Genomic DNA, 23949 nt, shown 5'->3' with positions numbered 1-23949 from the left:
GGTGGGGTCCTCATGAAACGGCAGCGCGGATGGGTGATGATCCTATCGGAAAGTGCCGTTCACCGGTGAACACTTCGCTGTTCAAATAAAGCGAAATTGACGCGGCCAAGCCGCCGTTTGTTAACGGCAGACCACGCGTTCAGTTCCGAAAGCTGAGCTGCGACAATCAGGTAGCCGAGGGTGGCGCCGGCAGCTCGTGCCGGCACCCCGCTCCCGCGCGCTAGGCCGGCCCGGCGCCCTGGGTCGCGGTATAGACCGCGTAGAGCGACTGGCTTGCGGCCATGAACAGGCGATTGCGCTTGGGGCCGCCGAAGGTGATGTTGCCGCAGACCTCTGGCAGCCTGATGCGGCCGAGCAGCTTGCCTTCCGGCGACCACACCGTCACGCCGTTGTAACCGACCGCCCGGCCGGCATTGCTCGAGCACCAGACATTGCCGTTGACGTCGCAGCGGATGCCGTCCGGCCCGCACTTCACGCCGTCGATCGTGAAATCGCTGAAGCGCTTGCCGTTGACGGGCTTGTTGTCGGCGCCGACATCGAACACGAAGACGTCGCCCTTGCCGCCCGGGCCGGTGTCGCCCGGTCCCTTGCCGGTCGAGACGACGTAGAGCTTCTTGTAGTCCGGCGAGAAGCAGAGGCCGTTCGGATCTGGCACCTGGTCCTCGCTCACCACGAGATCGATGCGGCCCGAGGGATCGATGCGATAGCAATTGGTCGGCAGTTCGCGCTTGGCCGGCGCGAAGCCCGCGGGCTGCCCGATCCGCGGGTTGAGCTTGCCGGCCGCGTTGCTCGGGCCACCGGCCGCGTCAGGCTCGCCCTCGTAGAGCTGGCCGCCATAGGGCGGATCGGTGAACCAGTAGCTGCCGTCGGGATGCGCGACGATGTCGTTCGGCGAGTTCAGCCGCTTGCCCTGATAGTTATCGGCAAGCACGGTCGCAGTGCCGTCATTCTCGTAGCGCGTCACCCGGCGGGTGAGATGTTCGCAGGAGAGCTGGCGGCCCTGGAAGTCGAACGAATTGCCGTTCGAGTAGTTCGACGGCGTACGGAACACGCTGACATGGCCGTCATCCTCCGACCAGCGCATCTGCCGGTTGTTCGGGATGTCGCTCCACAGGAGATAGCGACCCTGCGAGCTCCAGGCCGGGCCTTCCGCCCACAACAGCCCGGTATGGAGGCGCTTGATCGAGGTGTTGGGCTGGGCAAGATCGTTGAAGGACGGATCGACCGCGATGATGTCGGGGTCCCAGAAATAGGTGGTCGGCGCACCGCGCGGACTGAAGTCGCGCGGCGGGCTGGTGATGGTCGTCGGCGGTCCGACCGGCGCTGGCGCGTTCTGAGCCAGCGCGCTGCTGACGCCGGCGGCGGCAGCGGCCGCCCCCACCGCCAATCCCTGAACGAGTGTTCGACGTGAAACGTTCGGATCGCGCCGCTCTTCCTTCTGACCGCTTTGCGCGCCGTTTGGACCGCTCCGCTCCTGGCGTGTCATCGCATCCTCCCACTGTGTTCGCCGGCCGTTGATCCGGCTTGGCGCGCGGGAGGTTAGACCGCTCGCTCGGAGGTTGCGAGTGACGGTTTTTCATCACTGCGGTCGGAAATTTCACATTGTTGCGATGCAAGCCGTCGTCGCGACACGTGGCACCTCTTACCTCGCCCCGCCTGCGGGGAGAGGTCGGAACGCATCGACAGATGCGTTCCGGGTGAGGGGGTACAGGTCTCACGACGTTCACAATTCGCGGAAGCAGCCCCTCACCCTCCCTCTCCCCGTGAAGAACGGGGAGAGGGAGGATAGAGCAGTACTCAATCTGGCCGGATCATCTCGAACATGTTCTCCGGCTTGATCTCGAAATAGTCGCCGCGGCGGCCGGCGCGGACGATCGGGTGGGCGAGACCGGTTTGATAGACCCCGTCCTTGATGAAGGCCTTGTCGATGTGGACGGCGACCACCTCGCCGAGCGTCAGCCAGGCCTCGGCCTTCTTGCCGTCGGCGCCCTGAAGCTGGACGATCTGACTCACCTTGCATTCGAACGACACCGGGCTTTCGGCGACGCGCGGCACGTTGACCAGCTTGCCGGCAACCTGCGTGAGCCCTGCGAGCTTGAACTCGTCGACATCGCGCGCGACATGCGCCGCGGTCGCATTCATGTGCTTGGCCAGATCCATCGTCGCCAGGTTCCAGACGAACTCGCCGGTGTCCTGGATGTTGGCGACGCTGTCCTTCCAGTTGGTGGAGGAGAAGCCGATGATCGGCGGTACGTAGCAGAAGGCGTTGAAGAAGCTGTAGGGCGCGAGGTTGACGTTGCCGCCCTTGTCGCGCGAGGAGATCCAGCCGATCGGCCGCGGCGCCACGATGGCATTGAACGGGTCGTGCTTCAGGCCGTGGCCGTTCTTCGGCTCGTAGAAATGCAGGTCTTTGGCGGTCACGCTGGGCCCCTCTCACGGTAGCCTGGATGGAGCGCAGCGCAATCCGGGACTCGTCTCACACGTCGAAGCATTCCCGGATTACGCTGCGCTCCATCCGGGCTACAATTTCGCTTCGCTTGCAATGCGGGAAGAGTCAACTGACGAAAACGTCAGTGCCGGCGCTCAGTTGGCGCGGGTGCGCGGCGACAGGCCGGCGATCACGAAATCGATCATCTGGTCGATGGTCGGGCCGGGCTTGGTGGCGCATTGAGCGATCATCTGCGGGTGGAAGAACCGCATCATCGCCGTGCAGGCGCACAGCGCGGCAAGCTCCAGATCCTTGACCTCGAATTCGCCTGAGGCCGCGCCTTGCGCGATCACCTGGCCGATGGTCATGGCGATCAGCTCCATATGGGCAGTGCAGACTTCCCAGTCCTCCTGCATCGCGATCTCGACCATCTCGTGCAGCTTGGAATCGCCGACATAGCGCTCGGTGTTCATGCGATTGATGGTCGTCATCATCTGGCGCAAGCGCGTCGCAGCCGGTCCTTCCGACCGGGCAATCCGCTGCGCCTCGATCTCGACCTCGCCCATCAGGCCGCGCGCCACGCCCTCGTGGATCGACTTCTTCGAATCGAAGAAGCGATACACGTTGGCGGGGCTCATCCGCAGCTCTTTGGCGATGTCGGCGACCGTGGTCTTCTGGTAGCCGATCTGCCGGAACAAGCGCTCCGCCACCACGAGAATCCGCTCGCGGGTGTCGGTTTCGCTATGTTCCGAGATCAGCGTCATGTTGGCCTGCTCAATCTTCAATTATTCGGCCGCCTCAGCAAGTGGAAATGCGAGTTGTCCCTCACCCGCATGCTGCGGCGCAGTATTGACTTGCTCGGGGCCGCTTTCGTCCAAGGTCTTGCGGAACCAGAGGGCGTAAAGGCCCGGCAGATACAGCAAGGTCAGGAAAGTCGCAACAAACAAACCGCCCATGATGGTGATCGCCATCGGGCCCCAGAACGCCGAGCGCGACAGCGGGATCATGGCGAGGATCGCCGCGAGCGCGGTCAGCACCACCGGCCGGGCGCGCCGGACGGTGGCCTCGACGATCGCCTCGCGCCTGGTCAGGCCGGAGGACACGTCGCTCTCGATCTGATCGACCAGGATGACCGCGTTGCGCATGATCATGCCGGCGAGCGCAATCAGGCCGAGCAGCGCCACGAAGCCGAACGGCTGGTTGGCGACGTTCAATCCGAGCGAGGCGCCGACGATGCCGAGCGGGGCGGTCAGAAACACCAGGAACAGGCGCGAGAAGCTCTGCAGCTGGATCATCAGCAGCGTCAGCATCACCATCACCATCACCGGGAAGAGGATGAAGATCGACGCATTGCCTTTGGCGGATTCCTCGAACGCCCCGCCCGGCTCGATCCGGTAGGCCGGCTCGAGATGGGCCTGGATGTCCTTCAGCTTCGGCGCGATCTGGTTGGTGACGTCGGGCGCCTGCACGCCGTCGACGACGTCGGAGCGCACGGTGATCGCCATGTCGCGGTTGCGCCGCCACAGGATCGGCTCCTCATGCGCATATTCGATCTTGGCAATCTGCTGCAGCGGCACCGCCACGCCGTTGCGCGTGGTGATGGTGAGATCGCCGACGCGGCCGAGATCGAGCCGCTCGGACGGCACCGCACGGGCGACCACGCCGACCTTCTCGATGCCGTCGCGGATGGTGGTGACCGGCGCGCCCGAGATCAGCATGGCCAGCGCCTGCGAGACGTCCTGCGGGGTCAGGCCGAGCGCGCGCGCCCGATCCTGGTCGACGGCGAGCTTCAGGTAAGGCGACTGCTCGTTCCAGTCGAGCTGGACGTCCTTGACGTTCTTGTTCTGCCGCATCACCTCGCGCACCTGGTAGGCGATGTCGCGCACCTTGTTGGCGTCGGGCCCGATCACGCGGAACTGGACCGGGAAACCGACCGGCGGACCGAAGTTGAAGCGGTCGACCCGGACCCGTGCCTCGTTCAGCGCGCCGTCGGCGGCGGCCTGCTCGATCTTCGCCTTGACGCGCTCGCGCGCCTCGACGTTCTTGGCGAGGATCACGATCTCGGCAAAGGCCTCGTTCGGCAGCTGCGGGTTGAGGCCGAGCCAGAAGCGCGGCGAGCCCTGGCCGACATAGGCAGTATAGGTCTGGATGTCCTGGTCGTCCTTCAAGAGCCCTTCGGCCTGCTTCACCGCCTTCTCGGTGACGTTGAAGGCCGTGCCCTCGGGCAGACGGAGCTGCAGGAACAGCTCGGGCCGCTCCGACAGCGGGAAGAACTGCTGCTGGACGTGGCCGAAGCCCACGATCGAAAGCACGAAGACGCCGACGGTCGCCACCACCACCTTGATGCGGTGATCGACGCACCACTGCACCACGCTGCGCAGGCCGCGATACATCCGCGTCTCATAGATCGCGTGCGGATCGTGGTTCTGGTGCACCTTGATGTTGGGCAGCAGCTTGACGCCGATATAGGGCGTGAAGATCACCGCGACGAACCAGGAAGCAACGAGCGCGATCGCCACGATCCAGAAGATGCCGCCGGCATATTCGCCGACCGCCGAATTGGCAAAGCCGATGGGGAGGAAGCCAGCGGCTGTGACCAGCGTTCCCGTGAGCATTGGAAACGCAGTAGATTCCCAGGCAAAGGACGCCGCCTTCATGCGGTCCCAGCCCTGTTCCATCTTCACCACCATCATCTCGACCGCGATGATGGCGTCGTCGACGAGGAGGCCGAGCGCAATGATCAGCGCGCCGAGCGTGATGCGGTGCAGGTCGAGCGACATCGCGTTCATGACGATGAAGACGATGCCGAGCACCAGCGGCACCGAGAGCGCCACCACGATGCCGGTGCGCCAGCCAAGCGCGACAAAGGAGACGAACAGCACGATCGCGAGCGCCTCGACGAAGGAGTGCACGAACTCGCCGACGGCGTGCTCGACCACCTTGGGCTGGTCGGCGATCTGCTGGATGTCGACGCCCTGCGGCACCGCCTTCAGGAACTCGGCGGTCGCCTGCTGGACCTCCTTGCCGAGCTCGAGGATGTTGGCGCCCTTGGCGGTGACGACGCCGATACCGAGCGCCGGCTTGCCTTCCTGACGCACCTTGAAGCTCGGCGGATCGACATAGCCGTGAGAGACGGTTGCGATATCGCCGAGCCGGAACACGCGGCCGTTGCTCTCGACCGGCGTTTCGGCAACCGCCTTGACGCCGTCAAGCGCGCCGGTGACGCGCAGCGGCACGCGCTGCGACGACGTCTCGACCGTGCCGGCCGGGGTGACATTGTTCTGCTTGGCGAGCGAGTCGAACAGCGCCTGCGGCGTGATGCCGAGCGTCGCAAGCTTGGCATGCGAGAACTCGACGAAGATGCGCTCGTCCTGGGTGCCGTAAAGGTCGATCTTGGTGACGCCAGGCACTTTCAGCAGACGCTGGCGGAAGCCTTCCGCGACTTTCTTGAGCTGCGCGTAATCGGCGCCGTCGCCGGTCATCATATAGAGGATCGAATCGACGTCGGAGAATTCGTCGTTGACCACGGGCCCGAGGATGCCGGAGGGCAGCTCGCCCTGCACGTCGACCAGCTTCTTGCGGATGAGATAAAAGAGATAGGGCACGTCCTTCGGCGAGGTCGAATCCTTGAAGGAGACCTGCATCGCGGTGAAGCCCGGCTTGGAATAGGTCTGCACCTTGTCGAAGAACGGCAGCTCCTGCAGCTTCTTTTCGATCGGATCGGCGACCTGCATCTGCATTTCCTGCGAGGTCGCCCCCGGCCACATCACCGAGACGTTCACCACCTTGACGGTGAAGAACGGATCCTCGGCGCGGCCGAGCTTCTGATAGGAGAAGTAGCCGGCGGCGCCGAGGATGATCATCAGGAACAGCACCAGCGTCGGATGGCTGACCGCCCAGGCCGAAAGGTTGAAGCGCTTCATCGAACTCTCCAAGTTCTAGATCAGGTCCCAGAACCGTTTCTGCTGATATTGCGAGGATCAGAACGACAGCGACGAGACGACCCGGACCTTCTGGCTCGGATCGAGTTTCTGCACGCCGAGGGCGACCACCTTGGCGCCATCGTCGACGCCGCCGGAGATGACGACGTTGTTGCTCTCATAGGCCTTCACCTTGACCGGCTTCAGCGCGATGTCGCCCTTGTCATCGACGATGTAGAGCGAGGGATCGCCGCCCTGGCTGTACAGCGCCGACAGCGGCAGCTTGGCGACCCGTTCGGTCGCCTTGTCGGCCAGGGTCAGCGTTGCGGTCATGCCGAGCGAGACGGTCTCGTCGGCGTCCGGCAGCGAGAACTTCGCGAGATAGGTGCGGGTGGCGGGATCGGCCTGCGGCGCGACCTCGCGCAGCTTGGCGGCATAGGTCTTCTTGGCATCCGACCACAGCATCACCGTGGCAACGCCCGACTTGGCACGAGCGAGAAGCGTCTCGGGGATCGCGACGACAGCTTCCTTCTCGCCAAGTCGGGCGACACGGATCGAAGCCTGGCCCGCGGCAACCACCTGGCCGGGCTCGATCATGGTCGCGGTGACGACACCCCTCGTGTCGGCCACCAGCGTTGCATAAGAGAGGGAATTCTTGGTCAGCTCGACCGAGCGCTCGGCGCGGTTCAGCCGCGCCCGCGCCTCGTCGCCGGCGGCCTTGGCGGAATCGAGCGCCGCATCGGTGGCCCAGCCCTTGGCCTTCAGGTCCTTGGCGCGCTGCTCGGCGGCCCCGGCCTGCGCCAGCACGCCGGTGGCGGCGCGGAATTCCGCCTCGGCCTGCTCGGCCTGCAGCTTCAGATCGACCTCATCGAGGGTGGCCAAGGGCTGGTCGACGTCGACTGTCTGTCCGACCTCGACCAGCCGCTTGGCCACCTTGCCGGCGACCCGAAAGCCCATATCGGCTTCGATACGGGGCTTGATGGTGCCGACAAAGCTGCGCTCAGGGGTTTCAGCCTCGTAATGGACGGTCGCCACCAGAACGGGGCGTCCGGGATCCGCGTTTTCGGCTGCCTTTTCATTGCAGCCGGTCAGCGCGAACACCGCGAAAGCCAGCGTTGCTCCGGTCAAGAGCCTGTAATAGCTCGACAAAACGGAACGAACGAACATCTGAAATCTCCATCGGCTGACGACTGATGAAGAGTATCGATTTATCACTGATGAATGTCAATATTCGTCAGTAGTAACCAATTCGTGAGGACGGCAGTAATTAACGTGGGGTTAAGCGGGGAATTCTGGAAATTGCGTAGCCCGGATGGAGCGCAGCGAAATCCGGGGGCGGTCTGCACACGGCGACCCCGGATTGCGCTTCGCTCCATCCGGGCTACGGCGGCGGCGTGTGTTGGCGGGATCTGTAGGATGGGTAGAGCGCAGCGAAACCCATCATCTCGCCGCGGACAAAGAACGATGGGTTTCGCTGCGCTCTACCCATCCTACGCGGCAAAGCCAGCCGTTACCCTACTTCGCGCTCGCGAACTCGGTCTTGGTCTCGTGGCTGCCGAGGAAGACCAGCAGGCCGGCCGCGAGCGGCAACAGCGACAGCACCAGCAGGCCCGTCGACGTGCTGCCGGTCGTCTCCTTCACCCAGCCGATCAGATAGGGCCCGCCGAAACCAGCGAGGTTGCCGATCGAGTTGATCAGCGCGATCGCGCCGGCGGCGGCGGTGCCTGACAGCCAGGCGGTCGGCAGCGTCCAGAACACCGCGAAGGTGCAGAACACGCCGATCGCGGCGAGCGTCAGCACAACCATGGTCATGGTCGGATCGGTGATGTAGCTGGAGACGGCGAGCGCCAGCGCCGTGAGCAAGAGCGGCGCGCCGACATGAAACACGCGCTCCCGCATGGCGTCGGACCGGCGCGCCCACAGGATCATCGCGACGGTGCCGAACGCATAGGGGATCGCAGTGACAAAGCCGGTCTGCGCGTTGGTGAGACCGAACGCCTTGACGATCTGCGGCAGCCAGAACTGCATGCCGTAGAGCGAGGCGACGAAGCCGAAATAGATCGCGCTGAGCGCCAGCACCTTCGGCGAGGACAGCGCCTGCCCGAGCGTGAAGTGCTGCGCCGCCTGCTTGGCCGCGACCTCGGCATCGAGCTTCGCCTTCAGCCACGCCTTCTGCTCGGCCGAGAGCCAATCGGCCTTCTCCGGCCGGTCGGTGAGATAGAACCAGGTGACGATGCCGAGCAGCACCGAGGGGATGCCCTCGATGACGAACAGCCACTGCCAGCCCTTCAGCCCCATCACGCCGTCGAGCCCGAGCAACAGGCCGGAGATCGGGGCGCCGATCACGGTCGAAATCGGCACCGCGAGCGCGAAGGCGGCGAGGAAGCGCGCGCGATACTCGGCCGGATACCAGTAAGTGAGATAGAGGATGATGCCGGGGAAGAAGCCGGCCTCGGCGACACCGAGGAAGAAGCGCAACGCGTAGAAGCTGTGCTCGTCATAGACCGCCGCCATCAGTGCCGAGAGAATGCCCCAGCTCACCATGATGCGGGCGATCCACTTGCTGGCGCCGAACCGCTCCAGCGCCAGATTGCTCGGCACCTCGAAGATGAAATAGCCGATGAAGAAGATGCCCGCGCCGAACGAGAACACCACCGGCGAGAACTTCAGCTCGCTGTTCATGGTCAGCGCGGCGAAGCCGAGATTGACGCGATCGAGATAGGAGAAGAAGTAGGCCAGGATCAGGAACGGGATCAGCCGCCAGGAGATCGCGCGGATCGTCGACGTCTCGATCTCGCTGCGGGCGCCGCGATCGGGCGCGACAGTTGCGGTCTGGCTCATCTGTTCCCCCCAAAGCTATTGCTTGCCTTGAGGATTATTGGGTGGCCCCGCATTGAGCAATGGCAAAAACTCATAGCACACAGGCCAGACAGGAACCCGGGCGTTTTCCACGGCGTCATTGCGAGCGTAGCGAAGCAATCCACTTCTCCGCTTGTGGCGCGATGGATTGCTTCGCTGCGCTCGCAATGACGGCGAGCCTGCCCTACTCGGCGAGCTGGAAACGCTCGAAGCGGTCGAGTTCCTCCTCGATGCGGCGCTTCAGCTCCTTGCGCGCCGCCTGCTTCTTGCCCTTGCCGACCCAGCTCCATTTCTGCATCAGCAGCTTCCTGTTCTGCCGGTCGGTCTTCAGGTCGAGGGCGGCAACGATATCGTCGCCGACCAGCACCGGCAGCGCGAAATAGCCGAACAGGCGCTTCTCCTTCGGCACATAGGCCTCGAACCGGTGGCCGTAGCCGAAGAACAGCTCGGTGCGCTTGCGCTGGATGATCAGCGGATCGAACGGCGAGAGGATGTGAACCAGAGCGGGATCACCCTCGCCGGTCTCTTCCAGCACCTCAGGCCGCGCCCAATGCTCCTGCTTGCCGGCGCCATCGAGCGCGATCCGCACCAGTTCCTTGCGGCGCACCCTGGCCTCGATCAGGCCGCGCACCGCCTTCTTGCTCGGCGCGTCCAGATGGCAGATCGAGTCCAGGCTGACGATGCCTTGCGAGCGCAGCGCGCGGTCGAGCAGATAGGCGATCCGCGCCGATGCCGGTGCGGGCTTCGGCGGCTTGTCCCAGCCGAAATGCCGAGCCATCAGCTCGTAGGTCTTCAGCATGCCGGCGCGCTCGCTGACCGTGACCACGCCGCCATAGAAGGCGAGCTGCAGCGCGCGCTTCGAGGGTTTCCGGCTCTGCCAGAGATGCTCCTTCTCGGTCAGCACGTCGTCTTCGATGTCGCGGATGGTCAGCGGACCGGACCGCAGCAGCCGCAGCACCTTGCGGGTATCCGATGGCGTCACCGACGAGAACCATTTATGGCCCTCGCGCTTGTGCGCCTTCATCGCCGGCAGGAAGATGTTGATGTCCTTGGACGGCACGTAGGACAGCGCATGCGTCCAGTATTCGAACACGCTCTTGTCCTGGCTCTGCGCCTGCTTGAGGTCGGCGCGGCGGTAGTCCGGAATGCGGCTGAACAGGATGTGGTGGTGGCAGCGCTCGATCACGTTGATGGTGTCGATCTGCACATAGCCGAGATGGTCGACGGCGGCCGCCACGGCTGATGCCCCGTCCCCGAATGGCGCCGTCGTATCGAGCCGTTGCGCGCGCAGCCAGATATGGCGGGCGGCGGCATTGTTCAGGGATAAGGGTTCGGCGGCGCGGGGCATTGCCCGAGCAATGTAGTGAGATTCGCGCAGCTGTGGAGAGCCGCGCGAGGGAAATCAGCCGTGCAGAATCATCGCCCTCTGGACGTGTGGGGCGCTTCGGACCGGCTACTGCGATCCAACGGCCCGCCGCAACCAGGGAACGTCCGCCATCGCCGCCGCGAGCGCGGCGTTTTCCTCATGAAAAACCCGGGACGAATGACCGCCAACCGGAAACCAACCGCGGCCATCCTCCACGTCCCGCCGATATTCCTCGAATCCGATGGTCCCTTCCGGGCGAACGAAGATATCGACACAGCGCGAAGCGCCTTCGTCGTTGATCGAGCGGAGGACGCGATCGACGTGGGCCAAGATGCTCTCCTCTCCGTCGCCGGCCCTGCACGGCGCGGGACAGGGGCCGGTCCATTCAACTGTGATCCAGATCACATTGCGGGCTTTGAACCAGTCCTAGGTTCGCAGCATCAAAACGACAACAGCCGGATTGGCTGGCCTGACATTTAAGGACGAAAACCATGACCCGCTCCTTTTCCCTGTCTCTTTTGACGATCGGCGCTGCGCTGTCGATGACGGCGGGCGTCGCACTGGCCGGCAGCGACACCGTTCCGGCCGCCCAGATCCTCAATGCGTTGAAGCCGAAGTCGGCCACCCGCGGCCTCTCCGCCGGCACGCAGGTCGACCCGGCCGCTTCGGCCAAGGAGGCGAGCTTCCTCAACACCGTTCGCAACCGCCAGACCCGCTCGCTGTCACTCGGCGAACGCCAGGAGATCGCCGACATCGCCGCCAACAAGCCGAAGATCGATCTGGAGATTCACTTCGACTACAACTCGGCTGAGATCGCCAAGGGCTCGACCCAGGCGGTGCAGGAGCTCGGCAAGGCGCTGTCGGATGCCAGCATGAAGGGCTCGACCTTCGTCGTCGCCGGCCACACCGACGCGATCGGCAGCGAGGCCTACAACCAGGATCTCTCTGAGCGCCGTGCCGACACCATCAAGAATTATCTGGTCGAGCATTACGGCCTGAACGGCTCTGATCTCGTGACCGTCGGCTACGGCAAGACCCGGCCGAAGGATCCGAGCGCGCCGATGGACCCGACCAACCGTCGCGTGCAGGTCGTCAACATGGATACCAAGACGGCGTCGCAGTAATCTCCCCAACTTCCGATCCGCTTGCCACACCCGGCAGGCGGATCGCTTGTTTCAGAGAGATTCAAATCCAGCTCTGGAACAGCATCAGCCGATTGAAGGTCGCCATCGACGTCCCGATGGCTGCAACCGTGATCGGCAGCATCGCGATGAAGCCGGCGCATCCGACGGCCACGAAGGCCCACAACAGCCAGCGCGGCATCCCCTTGCGCGTCAATGCGTAGACCAGCACGAAGCTCGCGGTAACAGCTGCCGGCAGGTAGTAATAGATGAAACCGAGCGTGCGCGGCAGCAGCGCCCAGGCGAGATACGGGCCGAGATAGAACGCAAGCACGAGAAACGCATCGCGGCTGCGGGTCACGATCCAGTCGCGCAGCGCGACGATCAGCGCGATCAACGCCGGCCACAGCATCAGCGGATTGCCGAGAAACACGATCGCGGCGAAGCTGTCGTCGCCGACCTTCTCGAACAGATACCAGACCGGACGCACCAGGAACGGCCAGGACGGCCATGCGCTCATATAGGTGTGGCCCGCGATCGCGGTCGTGGTGTTGTCGGCAAAGATGCGGCGCTGTGCCTCGACGAGGTCGGTGAACGAGAAGCCGTACAGCGGCACGAAGCTCACGAGATAGACGGCCGCCGGGATCAGCACGAAACAGACGATGAAGTGGGGAAGACGGAAATCCGGCCACAGGTCCGGCCGGTACCAGTCCTCCGCATTGGCGTCGGCGAAGCGCGTGCGCCAGCCCTGCATCAGGCGGATCACCGCGACGATCGCGATGCAGGTCGCGAGCACGAACAACCCGCTCCATTTGCAGGCACAGGCAAGCCCCGCGAAAACCCCCGTCAGCGCGAAGGCAGCTTGCGGCCGCTTCTGCCTGAAGCCGTGGATGAAGGCCGCGATCGCGAACAGACAGAAGGCGAGCGCGAAAATATCCAGCATCGCGATCCGCGACTGCACGAACAGCATCTGGTTGAAGAAGGCGAGCAGCACGGCCGCGATGGCCCGCTCCTGCGAGGCGAACAGCGCCAGGGCGGCGAGATAGACCGCGACCAGCGCGAGCGCACCGAACAGCGCCGCGGGATAGCGCCATCCGAGCGGCACGTCGCCGAACGCCTTGATCGACAGCGCGATGATCTCCTTGGCGAGCGGCGGATGCATCGGGTTGAGGATCGGGCCCTCGACCACCGGCAACAGCATCTGGCGCGCCGCCGGCACGTAATGCACCTCATCGAAATAGAGCTTGTCCGGTGTGGTGATCCCGAGCAGCAGCACGACATGGGCGACGATGAAGATAATGGCCGCGACGATCGCCGTGCGCGCGGCGGGACGCCGCAGAACAGAAGGAGATTTGGATGCGGTGATCAAAGGACGAGCACGCTGCGAGGGGAACCAGTGTGAGCGAAGTGTGAGCTACGACGGCCGCGAGTGTGATGTATGTGACGAGTGTGATCAAATCTCACGTTGATGTCCGCAGCCGCGAGCATTTTCGAATCCATCGACCCTCACCATCCGGCGCAACTCAACACGGCTTGTGACAATTATACAATATCAGCTGCGTCCGCGATCCGGTACGATGAGAGGGTTAGTTCGATCGGTATTGCAATGAATTCGCGCCACAGCTTTTTCTCCTTACTTGCACTCGGTCTTGCGGTCGCATTGACGGCTCATCCCGTTCAGGCGCAGACGCGCGTCGGCGAAGCGGCCATGGTGAAGAACGAGGTCGTCCGCGTTGCGGCCGCGACCACGCCGATCAATGTCGGCGACGCGCTGCTGCGCGACGAGACGGTGCGCACCGGCCTCGAGAGTGCCGCGCGGCTGGTGATGGCCGACAGCACCAACCTGTCGCTCGGACCGAACGCCTCGCTCAAGCTCGATCGCACCGTGTTCGACGACGAGCATCACTATCGCGATGTTGCGATCCGCCTGACCTCGGGAGCGTTCCGCTTCGTCACCGGCCACTCCAACAAGGCCGCCTACACGATCACGACGCCGCTCGCGACCATCGGCGTTCGCGGCACCGTGCTCGACATCCTGTCGCAGCGCGGCAAGACCACCGTGGTGTTGCAGGAAGGCGCATCGACGGTGTGTACGTCGAACCGGCAATGCATCGATCTGACGCAGCCCGGCGACACCGCGATCATCACCTCGAGCGGCGGCCGCACCACGATCCAGAAGACCAACAACCCGCCATGGACCTTCGCCGCGACCTGCACCCAGGCCGCAGGCCTCTGCACCGTCACCCAGTTCGCGGATGCCTCGCCGGTGACGCCGCCGGTCGACGACCCGACCGGCATGCTGTGCGGACGGTGAGCATGCTACGGCGCATCCATCATTTGATCCTGTCGGCGGCGCTGACAATGACGCTGTCGCTCGCGATGCTGCAGGCGTGGGCTGTGCCGGCTCAGGCGCAGTCTCCGACGCCGAACTGCACTTCGAATCCGGATTCGTTTTCAGCATCGCCGAACTGTACGTCGACCCCGACCCCAACGCCGACGCCGACACCTACCGCCACACCATCGCCAACGCCGACCCCCACGCCTGTGCCTACGCCGACACCAACGCCGAGCCCGTCGCCGACACCGATCACCGGCGCGCCGTCGAGCGGCAGTTCGATCAACAACCTCGCCGACCAGCGCTTCAACCAGATGATCACCAACCGCGTGCTCGGATCGGTGCTGCTCGGCGTCAACGAGCAGGTCAATTGCGACGACTGCGTCAGTGCCTTCGGCTCCGCCGGCTCGTTCTCGGCCGGTATCCATGGCCGCAAGACCATTACACCGAATTTGTCGCTGCTCGCCGGCATCGCCTACACGCAGTATGGCGAGGGCGGCTACAACGTCACCAGCGCGCCGATCGGCGCCTTCGCGCTGCGCTACGACTTCGTCGACTGGGGCTCGTCGCGACCGTTCTTCGATATCGGCGCCATCCTCTCGCCGTCGGAGAAGGTGCGCTACACCCGCAGCTATGCGACCAGCCTCGGACCGGTGTCGGTCACCGGCCAGACATCGAGCGAGAATTACGGCGTGTACGGGCGCGCGGGCTGGATCAACCGGCTGTCGGCGCGTGACGAGGTCGCGGCTTCGGTCGAGGTCTGGCAACTGTGGCAGCGGGTCAAGGGCTACAGCGATCCTGCGATGGCTTTCAATCCGTTCGACGCCACCATCGCTGACGGCACCGATCGCACCAGCCTGGTCAAGATCGGCGGCCAGTGGACGCGTCTGTTCGGATCGAACATCGAAACCAACATCAATGGCGGCTGGGTGCAATCCTTCGCCACCCATTCCGGCATCGTCGCCACCGTCACCGGCGATGGCACCATCGTGCCGACGATCGGCAACCAGGGCTGGTTCGAATACGGCGGCCGCGTCGGCTTCCGCATCACCAAGGGCTGGATCGCCGATATCTTCCTCAACGGCACCGCCGGGCCGCAGCCGGTCGGCAACACGGTTCACGGCGGCGTCGGCTTGCGGATCAGCTATTAGGACGGAGCCGCTGGTCCGGACCTGCACCATCGAGCAACCGGATCAGCGCCGACGCCGGTCTACGTTCAATCGTTGTCCCAATAGCCGTCCGAGTAGCCTTCCCGGTACCCGGATCGATAACCGTAGTCATATCCGCCCGGATATTCGTCGCCGTATTCGTACACGTGACGATGGTAATGGACGACGGGGGCCGGCGAATAATAGTCCCTCTCGTAGACATAGGCCGGAGCCGCACCGGCAGCCATGGTGGAGTCCAACAGGGCGCCGACGGCCAAGCCGCCGACGATGCCGACGGCGACCGCATCCCCCCGCCGGCCGCGTGCCGTGGCTTCTGTCGACCCAAGGCACCCCACAGCGATCACCGCCATGGTCGCAAAAACAGCTACTCGTTTCATTGAAGCATATCCTTGTTCGCGTTCAACAACCGCGCCGCCCCTTGGCGGCGATCGGCAGAGCTCGTCTAGAACGTGACGAGCTCCTTGAGCTCGCTCCTGACGAATCGCGGCACAACCCGTCGGGCCACGAAATCATTCCAATCCTTGAACTTTGACTTTGCTCTCGCCTCCGTGATCGCAGTGACGCCGCGCACGCTGAGGTGCGGAAGCTTCACCAGCTCGCTGACAGGAGCGGTGTTGAGGTTGATCTTGTCGGCGCGACTGATCGATGGCCGTGTTGCGGTTGCCGGGCGAGTTGAACCGGTCATTGATGGAGATGTCTGCGCGACCGCGGTGGCACCGATGACTCCGCAAACGCCGAGGCTGATGCAAACCAACCTGATAAGCATGGACCGCTATCCTTCGTGATACGACGCCCTTGACCCCGCCGCCGATAAAGCGGGAGCCGATTACCGCAAGATTACGGGTGCGATCATCACGGCGGCATTCCTGGAATAAGCCTGATCAACGCAGCACGACGAAGAGCCTTGCGGCTCGCTGATCCACCAGCATGTTGGCTCCTGGATCGTTCGTCTGCGGCGCATTTTCCGGCGGCTGATTCTCCGGCAGCGCAACATCCGGCTCCGCGCGGAGTGGCGGATCTGCTTGCGGAGAAACACGTCCTCCGCCCTGACCGGCATCATTGACGAGGCTTGGCGGTGAGTCGTGCGGCTCACGAAGCGGCGCCACCAGGAATGCAACGAGGTTTCGCTTGATGCCTGGAATTCCGAACAAGCTCGATTGAACGGAAAACTCGCGTTTGACATAGCTTCCGGCGTGAGCCGCCATTCGCCCGGTCCATTCAAGGCAATCGTCCTGGTCATCGAAACAGAGCGCTGCCCAGCCGCGCACCGGTGTCACCTCGCGAGGCAGTGCCAATGAATATTGGTAGGCGTAAGGATCGCCATAATACGGGTGATCGGAGCTGTAGAAGGCCACCGCGACCCCAAGGCTGTCGTTGCCGCCGACGATCGACAGCGGCGTGCCCATCTGCTCGTGCCACAGCCGGGTGAGTTTGTCTGCGGCCTGGTGATAGACGTTTCGCCCTTCCTCATAACCGTAGCTGTTGCGGTAGAGCGCATGGGCTGGGGCCGCCAACACGGCGGCGACGATTGCAATTCCGGCAACCAGGAGCGCTGCATTGACCGTGTAGAACCGCTCGATCCGATAACGCGTGCTGCCCACGACCGGCACGGCGAGCAGGAACAATCCCTGAAGCGCCCATAGCGACGGCAAGTCGGTGCCAAGGAATATGGACGTGATGAAAGGAAGAGCGATCGTGCCGATCGCGACGTGGCCGATGAGCTTCAGGTTGGGATCCGCCGCCGCGAGATCCCGCGGAAGGCGCTTGATTCGATACCCGGCGATCATCGCCCACGTCACGGCGGACACGCTCGTCGCCGCAGCAAGGCCCAACAGGAAATTGACGGCATCCCGCAGCGAGTGGGGGAAATCGGCTCCCACATGCGTCGCGGCATAATGGACAGGCTCCGCGCCTGTCGTGGCCAGCCAGTGCAGATGCGGGGATAGCACAATCAGCCCGACGGCAGCAGAGATCCAGGGCGAACTGGACGTGAAATAGGCTCGCCGCAAGGGATGGATGATTGCCGACAACGCGAAGCTGGCGATCAGGAAGATGGAGTAATACTTGCCCAGCATTGCAAGCGACGCCGTGACACCCGCAGCAATCGCCCAGAGCGGTGCCCTCGTTTCAACGGCGCGGAGGAAGCAGTAGGTTGCAAGCGGCCAGACCGCGAGCAACACGGCGTTGGCGTTGAAGCGCTGCGCATGAAACTGGTATGCCGGGGTCAGCATCAGCAGGAGCAGCACGATCAGGCGCTTGTGCCCAGTCACGAACCTTCGTGCGATGAGGTCAACGAACCACAACGCCAACGCCGCATTTGTCATCGCCATCAGCTGCAGCGACCAATCGGTCAGCGGAAAGACCGAGGTCCACGCACCGGTCGTCCATCCCATCAACGGCGGATGCTTGGGATAACCCCATGCGAAATGCCTGCCATACGTCCAGGTCTCCAGCACGTCCGGATGCAGGCCGGCGCCGTGATAGGCCACCGACAGATACACCGTCCAGATGCCGACGAAGCAGGCGAGCAGCAGCGGCACCGACCACCCTGACTCGACTCCTTCCAGCCATCGATTGAACGGACGGCGCCATGACGCCGGGCTGCGATCTGACCGCTTGGCCATCGCTGAGAACGCAAAATCGACCGGCATATCGTTCGGAAGCCTGGGGACGGAGATCGGAAAGCGCGATGCGAGCCGCGTTGTCCGCCATGCTTTTCACAGCGACCATTACGATAGCCTGACGTGGCTCCGTTCACGCCGCTGCCAACGTATTCTTGCGCGCGCCGACGCGCTGTCACTCGCCGGTCATGTTGATCGACGTCTCTGGCGGGGACAGCGCAGAGAGGGGATGCGCGTGCGAAAAGCTCGCTCGCTGTCATGACGCTGATCGGCCCTGGAGCGCTGATGTGTGCGGCGCCCCTGATTGAGTCTTTCGGACGAGCCCCCATCAGGCGTCGATCCGATCACCGCTGCCATTCGAGAATGCCTCTAGAGTCACAAGGAAAAGGCCAATCACATCAACGCATTCGTGTGGACACCGCAGTTTTCTTGCCGGCCGTAATCTTATTGTAATCCGTCCGTAATGGTAGAAGCCGTGGTTTATGCTTGGGAGAATGCGGTGCGAGTTCTGGTCGTGGAGGATGACCCTCAGCTTGGGCCATGGCTGCGGGATACCTTGGCTACGGCCTTCGGCGCATCCGACATGGTCACGACGCTTGAAGAGGGTCGCGCCGCAGTCGCCGTGCGAAGCTTTGAACTCGTCGTGATCGACCGTGGACTGCCGGATGGCGACGGTCTGGCGTTGCTGCGCGATCTCAAGCAGCAGAAGCCCAGCCCCGCGACAATCGTGCTGACGGCGCTTGATGACCCCCTTGATATCGCGCGCGCCCTCGACGACGGGGCGGACGACTACGTGGCCAAGCCATTCGAACCGATCGAGCTGATCGCGCGAGCCAAGGCGGTGCTGCGACGTCTCTTTCTGGATAGAGGGGCGATCGTTCGCATCGGCAATCTGAGCTACGACGTGCTTAATCGCGAGGTCTGCGTCGATCACGCGCCGATTGTTGTCCCGCGGCGTGAATTGGCGATTCTGGAAGCGATGGTCCGGCGCATTGGGCGCGTCGTCCTGCGCGAGACCCTCGAAGTCGCAGCTTACAGCTTTGACGACGAGATTCAATCAAACGCGATCGAGGCTCACGTGTCGCGGCTGCGCCGGCGCCTCCGCGCGGCCAACTGCAAGGTCGTCATCAAACCGGTCCGTGGCCTCGGATATCTGCTGAGTGGCGAATGATGATTTTGCAATGGCAAAGGCTCAAGCGTGTCCATCGCTCGATCGCGGTGCTGTCCGCGACGCTGATCGGCGCCGTAACGACCATCATGCTGCTCTGCGCAGCAGCCTTGCTGATCCGATTTGGCGGCGACGATGACGGCACCTGGGCCGCCGCCGACGTCGCCGATGCATTGAAGGAAGCCGTCATCCGCAACGAGACCGGGCAACTGGCTCTCAAACGGACCTCGAGGCTGGACGAGATCACCCGCAATTTCCCGACATTCTGGTATGTCGTGTCCGACAAGAGTGGAGAGGTCAGCTACGGCCCAATCCCGAAGTGGCGTCCACAAAAGACCCAGACATCGCGTGACGGGACGAGTTTCCTCGCCTACGCGTTTGACGGCGAAACCACCAATCTGAAGAAGATGTCGGCGGTCAGAAATACGCCTGTGGGCGAGGTGTGGATTGAGACCGGCGGCGTGGCCTATACGGCCGCGCAACTGACGACCGGAATGCTTACCGATGCGACGATTGTCGCGCTCCCCATCATCCTTGTCCTGGCGGCGACGGCGTTTACCGCGATGGTCTTCGTGCCGACGCTGATCGCGCGCCCCGTCCGGGCCGTCGCAGCGGCCGCCGAGATGATCGATGGGGTTTCAGATGGCCGACGACTGCCGGAACAAGATGCACCAGCCGAGCTCTTGCCTCTCGTCGCGGCTTTCAATCGCGCTATCGCGAATAGACGTCGCGTCGAAATCGCAACGAAATTTCCTGTCGAATGCGGCACACGAACTTCGCACGCCCCTGACCAATGCGCGCACCATACTCGAGCAGGTCGAGGACGCTCCGTTGCGTGCCAGGCTGATAGCCGAAAACCAGAAGCTGTCGTCGATCGTCACCATGCTGCTCCAGCTCGCGCGTATCTCCGCCGAACCTGCCGAACTGATCGAGATGGATCTTGCGGCGCTGGCGCGCAGGGTTGCGGCCGAACACGTGCCGATGGCGTTGAAGAACGGAAGCGATGTCGAGTTCACCGAGCCTCGTCACCCGGTCTGGGTGCGTGGCTCGGAAGCCGCGATCGCCGTCGCGCTCTCGAACCTGATCCGAAACGCCGTGACGCATGGCAGCGCAGGTGGCTCCGTCCTCATCGAGGTCGGAGCACCAGCGCGGTTGAGCGTTATTGACTACGGATCGGGACTCCAACTCGGTCAGCCCGAGCTGCTGCTTGAGCCGTTCAAGCGCGGCAACACCCGCACGGAAGGAACAGGGCTGGGGCTTTCGATCGTCTCCCAGGTGATGACCACCCACGGCGGCACCGTTTCCCTCTGCGAGACCCCTGGAGGCGGCACCACGGTCGAACTGAACTTTCCGGTCGCTGGCTGCCGGCAAGCCGACCTGCCTCAGGGGAGAAAAGCCGCCCAAGCCATGACCGAAGTCCGGCCGGACGGCATCTCCGCAGCCTGAGCGCCGTCTCAATCCGTCAGGCGGATTGCCAACTGTCGCTTATGGTCGGCTTCGAACGCCTGCATGCGCGGCCGCTCACGCGGTGGCTGCAGACTGCGCCTTCATCGCTGCCTCGACATCCATCCACATCACTTCCCAGATGTGACCATCGGGATCCTCGAAGCTGCGGCCGTACATGAAGCCGTAATCCTGCTGCGGCGACGGATCGGCGGTGCCGCCGGCGCCCTTCGCCCTCGTCACATAGCTGTCGACGGCCTCGCGGCTCTCGGCGGAGAGGCAGATCAGCACCTCGCTCGTGGTCCTGGCATCGGCGATTGCCTTCGGCGTGAACTGCCGGAACTTGTCGTGCGTCAGCAACATGACGTGGATGGTCTCGGAGATCACCATGCCCGATGCGGTGTCGTCGGAGAATTGCGGATTTTTCGTCGCGCCGATCGCCTCGTAGAAGGCGGTGGCACGGGCGAGATTGCTGACCGGCAGGTTGACGAAGATCATTGTCGGCTTGGCCATGAAAGGCGCTCCTTTTTGCGGGTTGTGCCCCGAGGACGAACCGCATAGCCGGATCCCGACATCGCCGCGCAGATTTTTCTTGCGGCGTCCTGCCGCAGGCCGCCTCAGGTCACGATCGGCGTCGGCATGGTCAGAAATGCCCGTGTCACATGCCAGAACAGCTCACGATTGGTGGCGAGCGCCACCGAATGGGCGGTGCCGGGCAGGATGATGAACTGCCGATCGCCATTCGGCAGCTTGTTGAAGAACTCCTCGAGATCGGGGACCGCCGCGATCCCGTCATATTCGCCGCGGACCAGCAGCACCGGCGCCAGCACCTTCTCCGGATGCACCACCGGCAGATTGGCGGTCATGTCGAGATAGGTGCCGGTCGGGATCTGGTCGCCGAACTGCATCTCGACATCGGCCAACACTTCCATCACCGCGGGGTCCGACGTGCCCGGCCTGTCGCGGGTCGCGATCGAACGGATCATGTCGCGGTCGCGCTTGCGCATGTTGTGGCTGCGGTAATAGGCAAGCTGCTCGGCGCGCTTGGCCAGTGTCGGCGAGCCCTCGCCCTTGTAGGTGAAGGCGGCGAACACCAGGCGATCGATGCGCTCGGGTGCGGCCATCGCGAAGGCACCTGCCCGCAGCGCGCCGGAGGATTCGCCGATGAAGTGATATCGCCTCTCGCCGGTCTCGCGCGCAATCACCTCGACCGCGGCCTTCAGATCCTCGACGCCGCTCGCGATATCCGCATTGCCCGAGGTGCGGCCCGACTTGCCGTAGTTCTCGTGATCCATGGTCCAGCAATCGAAGCCGTAGCGCGCAAAGACATTGAGCAGCGAATACTCGCCCTTGCCGGGCACCGTGAGGTCGAACACCCTCGACGTCACCGACGAGCCATGAACGAAGAACACCACGGGCCGCGCCGGCTCGCCCGGCTTCGGCGCGCCGACCCGCTTGCGGAACATCCACAGCGGGATGTCACCCTTCTTCGCCCAGTATTCGTTGCTCCATATTTCTCCCTCGGCAGGAACTGCGGCCGCGGCCTGCGCCGGCGCTGCGCCGAGCACACCGGCTGCTGTCGCAACGCCGATGCCCTTGATGATGGTGCGCCGCGAATGGTCTGCTGGCGTCATGGTTCGCCTCCCTCTGAACGATCGGGCTTCGTTCGGCCCCTCGGGTTTTGCACGACGTTAGCATCCACAACCGTCATTGCGAGCGCAAGCGAAGCAATCCATGGCGCCGCTTGCAGCAAGAGTATGGATTGCTTCGTCGCCTGCGCTCCTCGCAATGACAGCAAATACAGCGCACGATTTTGTGAACGCGGTTTCCGGCAATCGGCGCGGACGACGGACGGACTTGGTCCTAGTCTCCGCCGCGGTCCGACCCGGAAAAACCCGGCGCGATGCGGGAGCGAAGAATGAGCAGCAATCTCACCGACGAAGAACTTGCCGCCTTGATGCCCTCCGAACTGTGCCAGCACCGGACGCCGATCCCGACCCAGATCGTCTCCAGCGACGAGTTCTATCCCGACCCGCAGAACGAACGGCAGCGCGAGGTCGAGGCGCGTCTGCTGGCGATGGCCGACGATCTCGGCGGCAAACAGGGCCTCGATCGCCGCCGGTTCTTTCAGACCGCGGCCGGCATGGCCGCTTCCTTTGTCGCGATGAACCAGGTCTATGGCCCGCTGTTCGACGTCACGCCGGCCGAGGCTGCAACGCCCGCGATGGCGCAAGAGCGCGCCAACGGATTGAAAGACCAGTTCATCATGGACATGCACACGCATTTCCTGCGCGACGACACCCGCATCCTGGGCTTTGTGGAAATGCGCAAGGCGGTCGGCAAAACCGGCTGGAACAAGGAGCTCAACGATCACGAGCAGACCATCGAGGATCTGAAGTTCAACAACTACAAGAAGGAGATGTTTCTTGATTCCGACACCAAGATCGCGCTGATCTCCTCGGCGCCGTCGGACATCGAGCAGGACTGGTTCCTGACCAACGAGCAGATGGCCGATGCACGCAAGAAGATGAACGACGAGGCCGGCTCGCGCCGCGTGTTCTGTCACGCGATCTTCACGCCCGGCCAGCCCGGCTGGCTCGACAAGCTCGATGCTGCATTGGCGCTAAAGCCGGAATCCTGCAAGGGCTACACGATCGGCGACAATACCCACAAGGAGATCAGCCGCTATCCGTGGCGGCTGGACGACGAGAAGGTCGCCTACAAGGGCTATGAGAAGATGGTGAAGGCAGGCATCAAGAATGTCTGCGTGCACAAGGGGCTGTTCCCACCCGGGATCGAGAAGCAGTATCCGAATTTGCGCGGCTTCGCCGACGTTGTCGATGTCGGCCAGGCGGCCAAGGACTGGCCGCAGCTCAACTTCGTGATCTATCACTCGGCCTATCGCCATGTCGGGGGCGATCCCAAGGTCGCGCTGGCCGAATTCGAGCGCACCGGCCGGATCGCCTGGACCTCCGACCTCGCCGACATCCCGGCGCAATACGGCGTCAACAATGTCTACGGCGATGTCGGGCAATTGTTCGCGACCACGCTGGTCGCCGAGCCAAATGTCTGCGCCGCGCTGATGGGCACCCTGATCAAGGGCCTCGGCGTCGACCACGTCTGCTGGGGCACCGACGCGCTGTGGACCGGCGCGCCGCAATGGCAGATCGAGGGCCTGCGGCGGCTGGAACTCCCCGAAGTGATGCAGAAGAAGTTCGGCTACGCACCGCTTGGGCCCGCCGACGGACCGGTGAAGACGGCGATCTTCGGCGACAACAATGCCCGGCTCTACAACATCCAGCCGAAGCGCGCGATGCTGGACATCAAGGGCGACCGCTTCGCGATGATGAAGGCGCAGTACGAGAAGGCTGGCGTAGAGCCGTCGAATACGCGCTACGGCTATGTGGTGCCGAACGGGGCGATCGATCACCGGGTGTTTGCGTAAGTCTCACTCCCCGTCATTCCGGGGCTCTCGCTTCGCGAGCCCCGGAATGACGAAACAGCGAGCGCTGCCGCTCG

Annotated in this window: 20 protein-coding genes; 6 read left to right on the top strand and 14 right to left on the bottom strand. The window is 63.7% G+C overall.

Going from position 1 to position 23949, the window contains the following annotated elements:
- Nucleotides 1-220 precede the first annotated feature (220 nt).
- The 8 genes from JQ573_RS25515 to JQ573_RS25480 form a co-directional block, all read right to left on the bottom strand.
- The gene (locus JQ573_RS25515) at nucleotides 221-1486 is read right to left on the bottom strand and encodes an SMP-30/gluconolactonase/LRE family protein (protein WP_212315634.1); all 1266 of its coding nucleotides are present in this window, start codon (nucleotides 1484-1486) and stop codon (nucleotides 221-223) included.
- 311 nt (nucleotides 1487-1797) lie between these two features.
- Nucleotides 1798-2421, bottom strand: a complete 624-nt coding sequence (locus JQ573_RS25510; protein ID WP_028338596.1) for a flavin reductase family protein — start codon at nucleotides 2419-2421, stop codon at nucleotides 1798-1800.
- A gap of 162 nt (nucleotides 2422-2583) precedes the next feature.
- A complete protein-coding gene (locus JQ573_RS25505) occupies nucleotides 2584-3192 on the bottom strand; it encodes a TetR/AcrR family transcriptional regulator (RefSeq protein WP_212316431.1) in 609 nt (202 codons plus the stop codon).
- Between the two features lie 21 nt (nucleotides 3193-3213).
- Entirely contained in the window at nucleotides 3214-6351 is a 3138-nt protein-coding gene (locus tag JQ573_RS25500; RefSeq protein WP_212315635.1) for an efflux RND transporter permease subunit, read from the bottom strand.
- 57 nt (nucleotides 6352-6408) lie between these two features.
- Nucleotides 6409-7515, bottom strand: coding sequence for an efflux RND transporter periplasmic adaptor subunit (locus tag JQ573_RS25495; protein ID WP_212315636.1), 1107 nt, complete (start codon nucleotides 7513-7515; stop codon nucleotides 6409-6411).
- Nucleotides 7516-7863: 348 nt separating this feature from the next.
- Nucleotides 7864-9189 carry an MFS transporter gene (locus JQ573_RS25490; protein ID WP_212315637.1) on the bottom strand — a complete coding sequence of 442 codons (1326 nt, stop codon included), beginning with the start codon at nucleotides 9187-9189 and terminating at the stop codon, nucleotides 7864-7866.
- 202 nt (nucleotides 9190-9391) lie between these two features.
- Nucleotides 9392-10555 carry a winged helix-turn-helix domain-containing protein gene (locus JQ573_RS25485; RefSeq protein ID WP_212315638.1) on the bottom strand — a complete coding sequence of 388 codons (1164 nt, stop codon included), beginning with the start codon at nucleotides 10553-10555 and terminating at the stop codon, nucleotides 9392-9394.
- Nucleotides 10556-10660: 105 nt separating this feature from the next.
- On the bottom strand, nucleotides 10661-10903 hold the full coding sequence (locus JQ573_RS25480) for a hypothetical protein (RefSeq protein WP_212315639.1): 243 nt from the start codon (nucleotides 10901-10903) through the stop codon (nucleotides 10661-10663).
- Between the two features lie 161 nt (nucleotides 10904-11064).
- Between JQ573_RS25480 and JQ573_RS25475 the strand changes: the two genes are divergently transcribed.
- Complete coding sequence (locus JQ573_RS25475; RefSeq protein ID WP_212315641.1) at nucleotides 11065-11697, top strand: OmpA family protein; 633 nt, start codon at nucleotides 11065-11067, stop codon at nucleotides 11695-11697.
- A 61-nt stretch (nucleotides 11698-11758) separates the two neighbouring features.
- Here JQ573_RS25475 and JQ573_RS25470 read toward each other — a convergent pair whose 3' ends face one another.
- Nucleotides 11759-13063, bottom strand: coding sequence for a phospholipid carrier-dependent glycosyltransferase (locus JQ573_RS25470; RefSeq protein WP_212315643.1), 1305 nt, complete (start codon nucleotides 13061-13063; stop codon nucleotides 11759-11761).
- 237 nt (nucleotides 13064-13300) lie between these two features.
- Between JQ573_RS25470 and JQ573_RS25465 the strand changes: the two genes are divergently transcribed.
- Both JQ573_RS25465 and JQ573_RS25460 read left to right on the top strand, forming a co-directional pair.
- Nucleotides 13301-14008 (top strand): FecR domain-containing protein, encoded by a 708-nt coding sequence (locus JQ573_RS25465; protein ID WP_212315645.1) that lies wholly within the window; start codon nucleotides 13301-13303, stop codon nucleotides 14006-14008.
- 2 nt (nucleotides 14009-14010) lie between these two features.
- Nucleotides 14011-15180, top strand: coding sequence for a hypothetical protein (locus tag JQ573_RS25460; RefSeq protein ID WP_212315647.1), 1170 nt, complete (start codon nucleotides 14011-14013; stop codon nucleotides 15178-15180).
- A 65-nt stretch (nucleotides 15181-15245) separates the two neighbouring features.
- Here the strand turns inward: JQ573_RS25460 and JQ573_RS25455 are convergent, their stop codons facing one another.
- From JQ573_RS25455 to JQ573_RS25445, 3 genes are all read right to left on the bottom strand, one after another.
- Complete coding sequence (locus tag JQ573_RS25455; protein WP_249132266.1) at nucleotides 15246-15575, bottom strand: hypothetical protein; 330 nt, start codon at nucleotides 15573-15575, stop codon at nucleotides 15246-15248.
- A 65-nt stretch (nucleotides 15576-15640) separates the two neighbouring features.
- Nucleotides 15641-15883, bottom strand: a complete 243-nt coding sequence (locus JQ573_RS25450; protein WP_212315649.1) for a helix-hairpin-helix domain-containing protein — start codon at nucleotides 15881-15883, stop codon at nucleotides 15641-15643.
- Nucleotides 15884-16079: 196 nt separating this feature from the next.
- The gene (locus tag JQ573_RS25445; RefSeq protein ID WP_212315651.1) at nucleotides 16080-17849 is read right to left on the bottom strand and encodes a glycosyltransferase family 39 protein; all 1770 of its coding nucleotides are present in this window, start codon (nucleotides 17847-17849) and stop codon (nucleotides 16080-16082) included.
- Nucleotides 17850-18318: 469 nt separating this feature from the next.
- On the opposite strand from JQ573_RS25445, the gene JQ573_RS25440 reads away from it, so the two are divergent.
- Both JQ573_RS25440 and JQ573_RS40815 read left to right on the top strand, forming a co-directional pair.
- On the top strand, nucleotides 18319-18990 hold the full coding sequence (locus tag JQ573_RS25440; protein WP_050401724.1) for a response regulator transcription factor: 672 nt from the start codon (nucleotides 18319-18321) through the stop codon (nucleotides 18988-18990).
- Between the two features lie 639 nt (nucleotides 18991-19629).
- Entirely contained in the window at nucleotides 19630-20433 is an 804-nt protein-coding gene (locus JQ573_RS40815) for a HAMP domain-containing sensor histidine kinase (RefSeq protein ID WP_312011621.1), read from the top strand.
- Nucleotides 20434-20508: 75 nt separating this feature from the next.
- Here JQ573_RS40815 and JQ573_RS25430 read toward each other — a convergent pair whose 3' ends face one another.
- A complete protein-coding gene (locus JQ573_RS25430) occupies nucleotides 20509-20943 on the bottom strand; it encodes a VOC family protein (RefSeq protein ID WP_212315653.1) in 435 nt (144 codons plus the stop codon).
- Between the two features lie 104 nt (nucleotides 20944-21047).
- A complete protein-coding gene (locus JQ573_RS25425) occupies nucleotides 21048-22064 on the bottom strand; it encodes an alpha/beta hydrolase (protein WP_212315655.1) in 1017 nt (338 codons plus the stop codon).
- Between the two features lie 284 nt (nucleotides 22065-22348).
- Between JQ573_RS25425 and JQ573_RS25420 the strand changes: the two genes are divergently transcribed.
- Nucleotides 22349-23875 (top strand): amidohydrolase family protein, encoded by a 1527-nt coding sequence (locus JQ573_RS25420; protein ID WP_212315657.1) that lies wholly within the window; start codon nucleotides 22349-22351, stop codon nucleotides 23873-23875.
- Nucleotides 23876-23949 lie beyond the last annotated feature (74 nt).

It is taken from the genome of Bradyrhizobium sp. AUGA SZCCT0105, assembly GCF_018129565.1.
In the GTDB taxonomy this organism is placed as follows: domain Bacteria; phylum Pseudomonadota; class Alphaproteobacteria; order Rhizobiales; family Xanthobacteraceae; genus Bradyrhizobium.
Note: the sequence above shows the minus strand (reverse complement) of the source record. Positions and strands in the feature narration are given on the sequence as shown.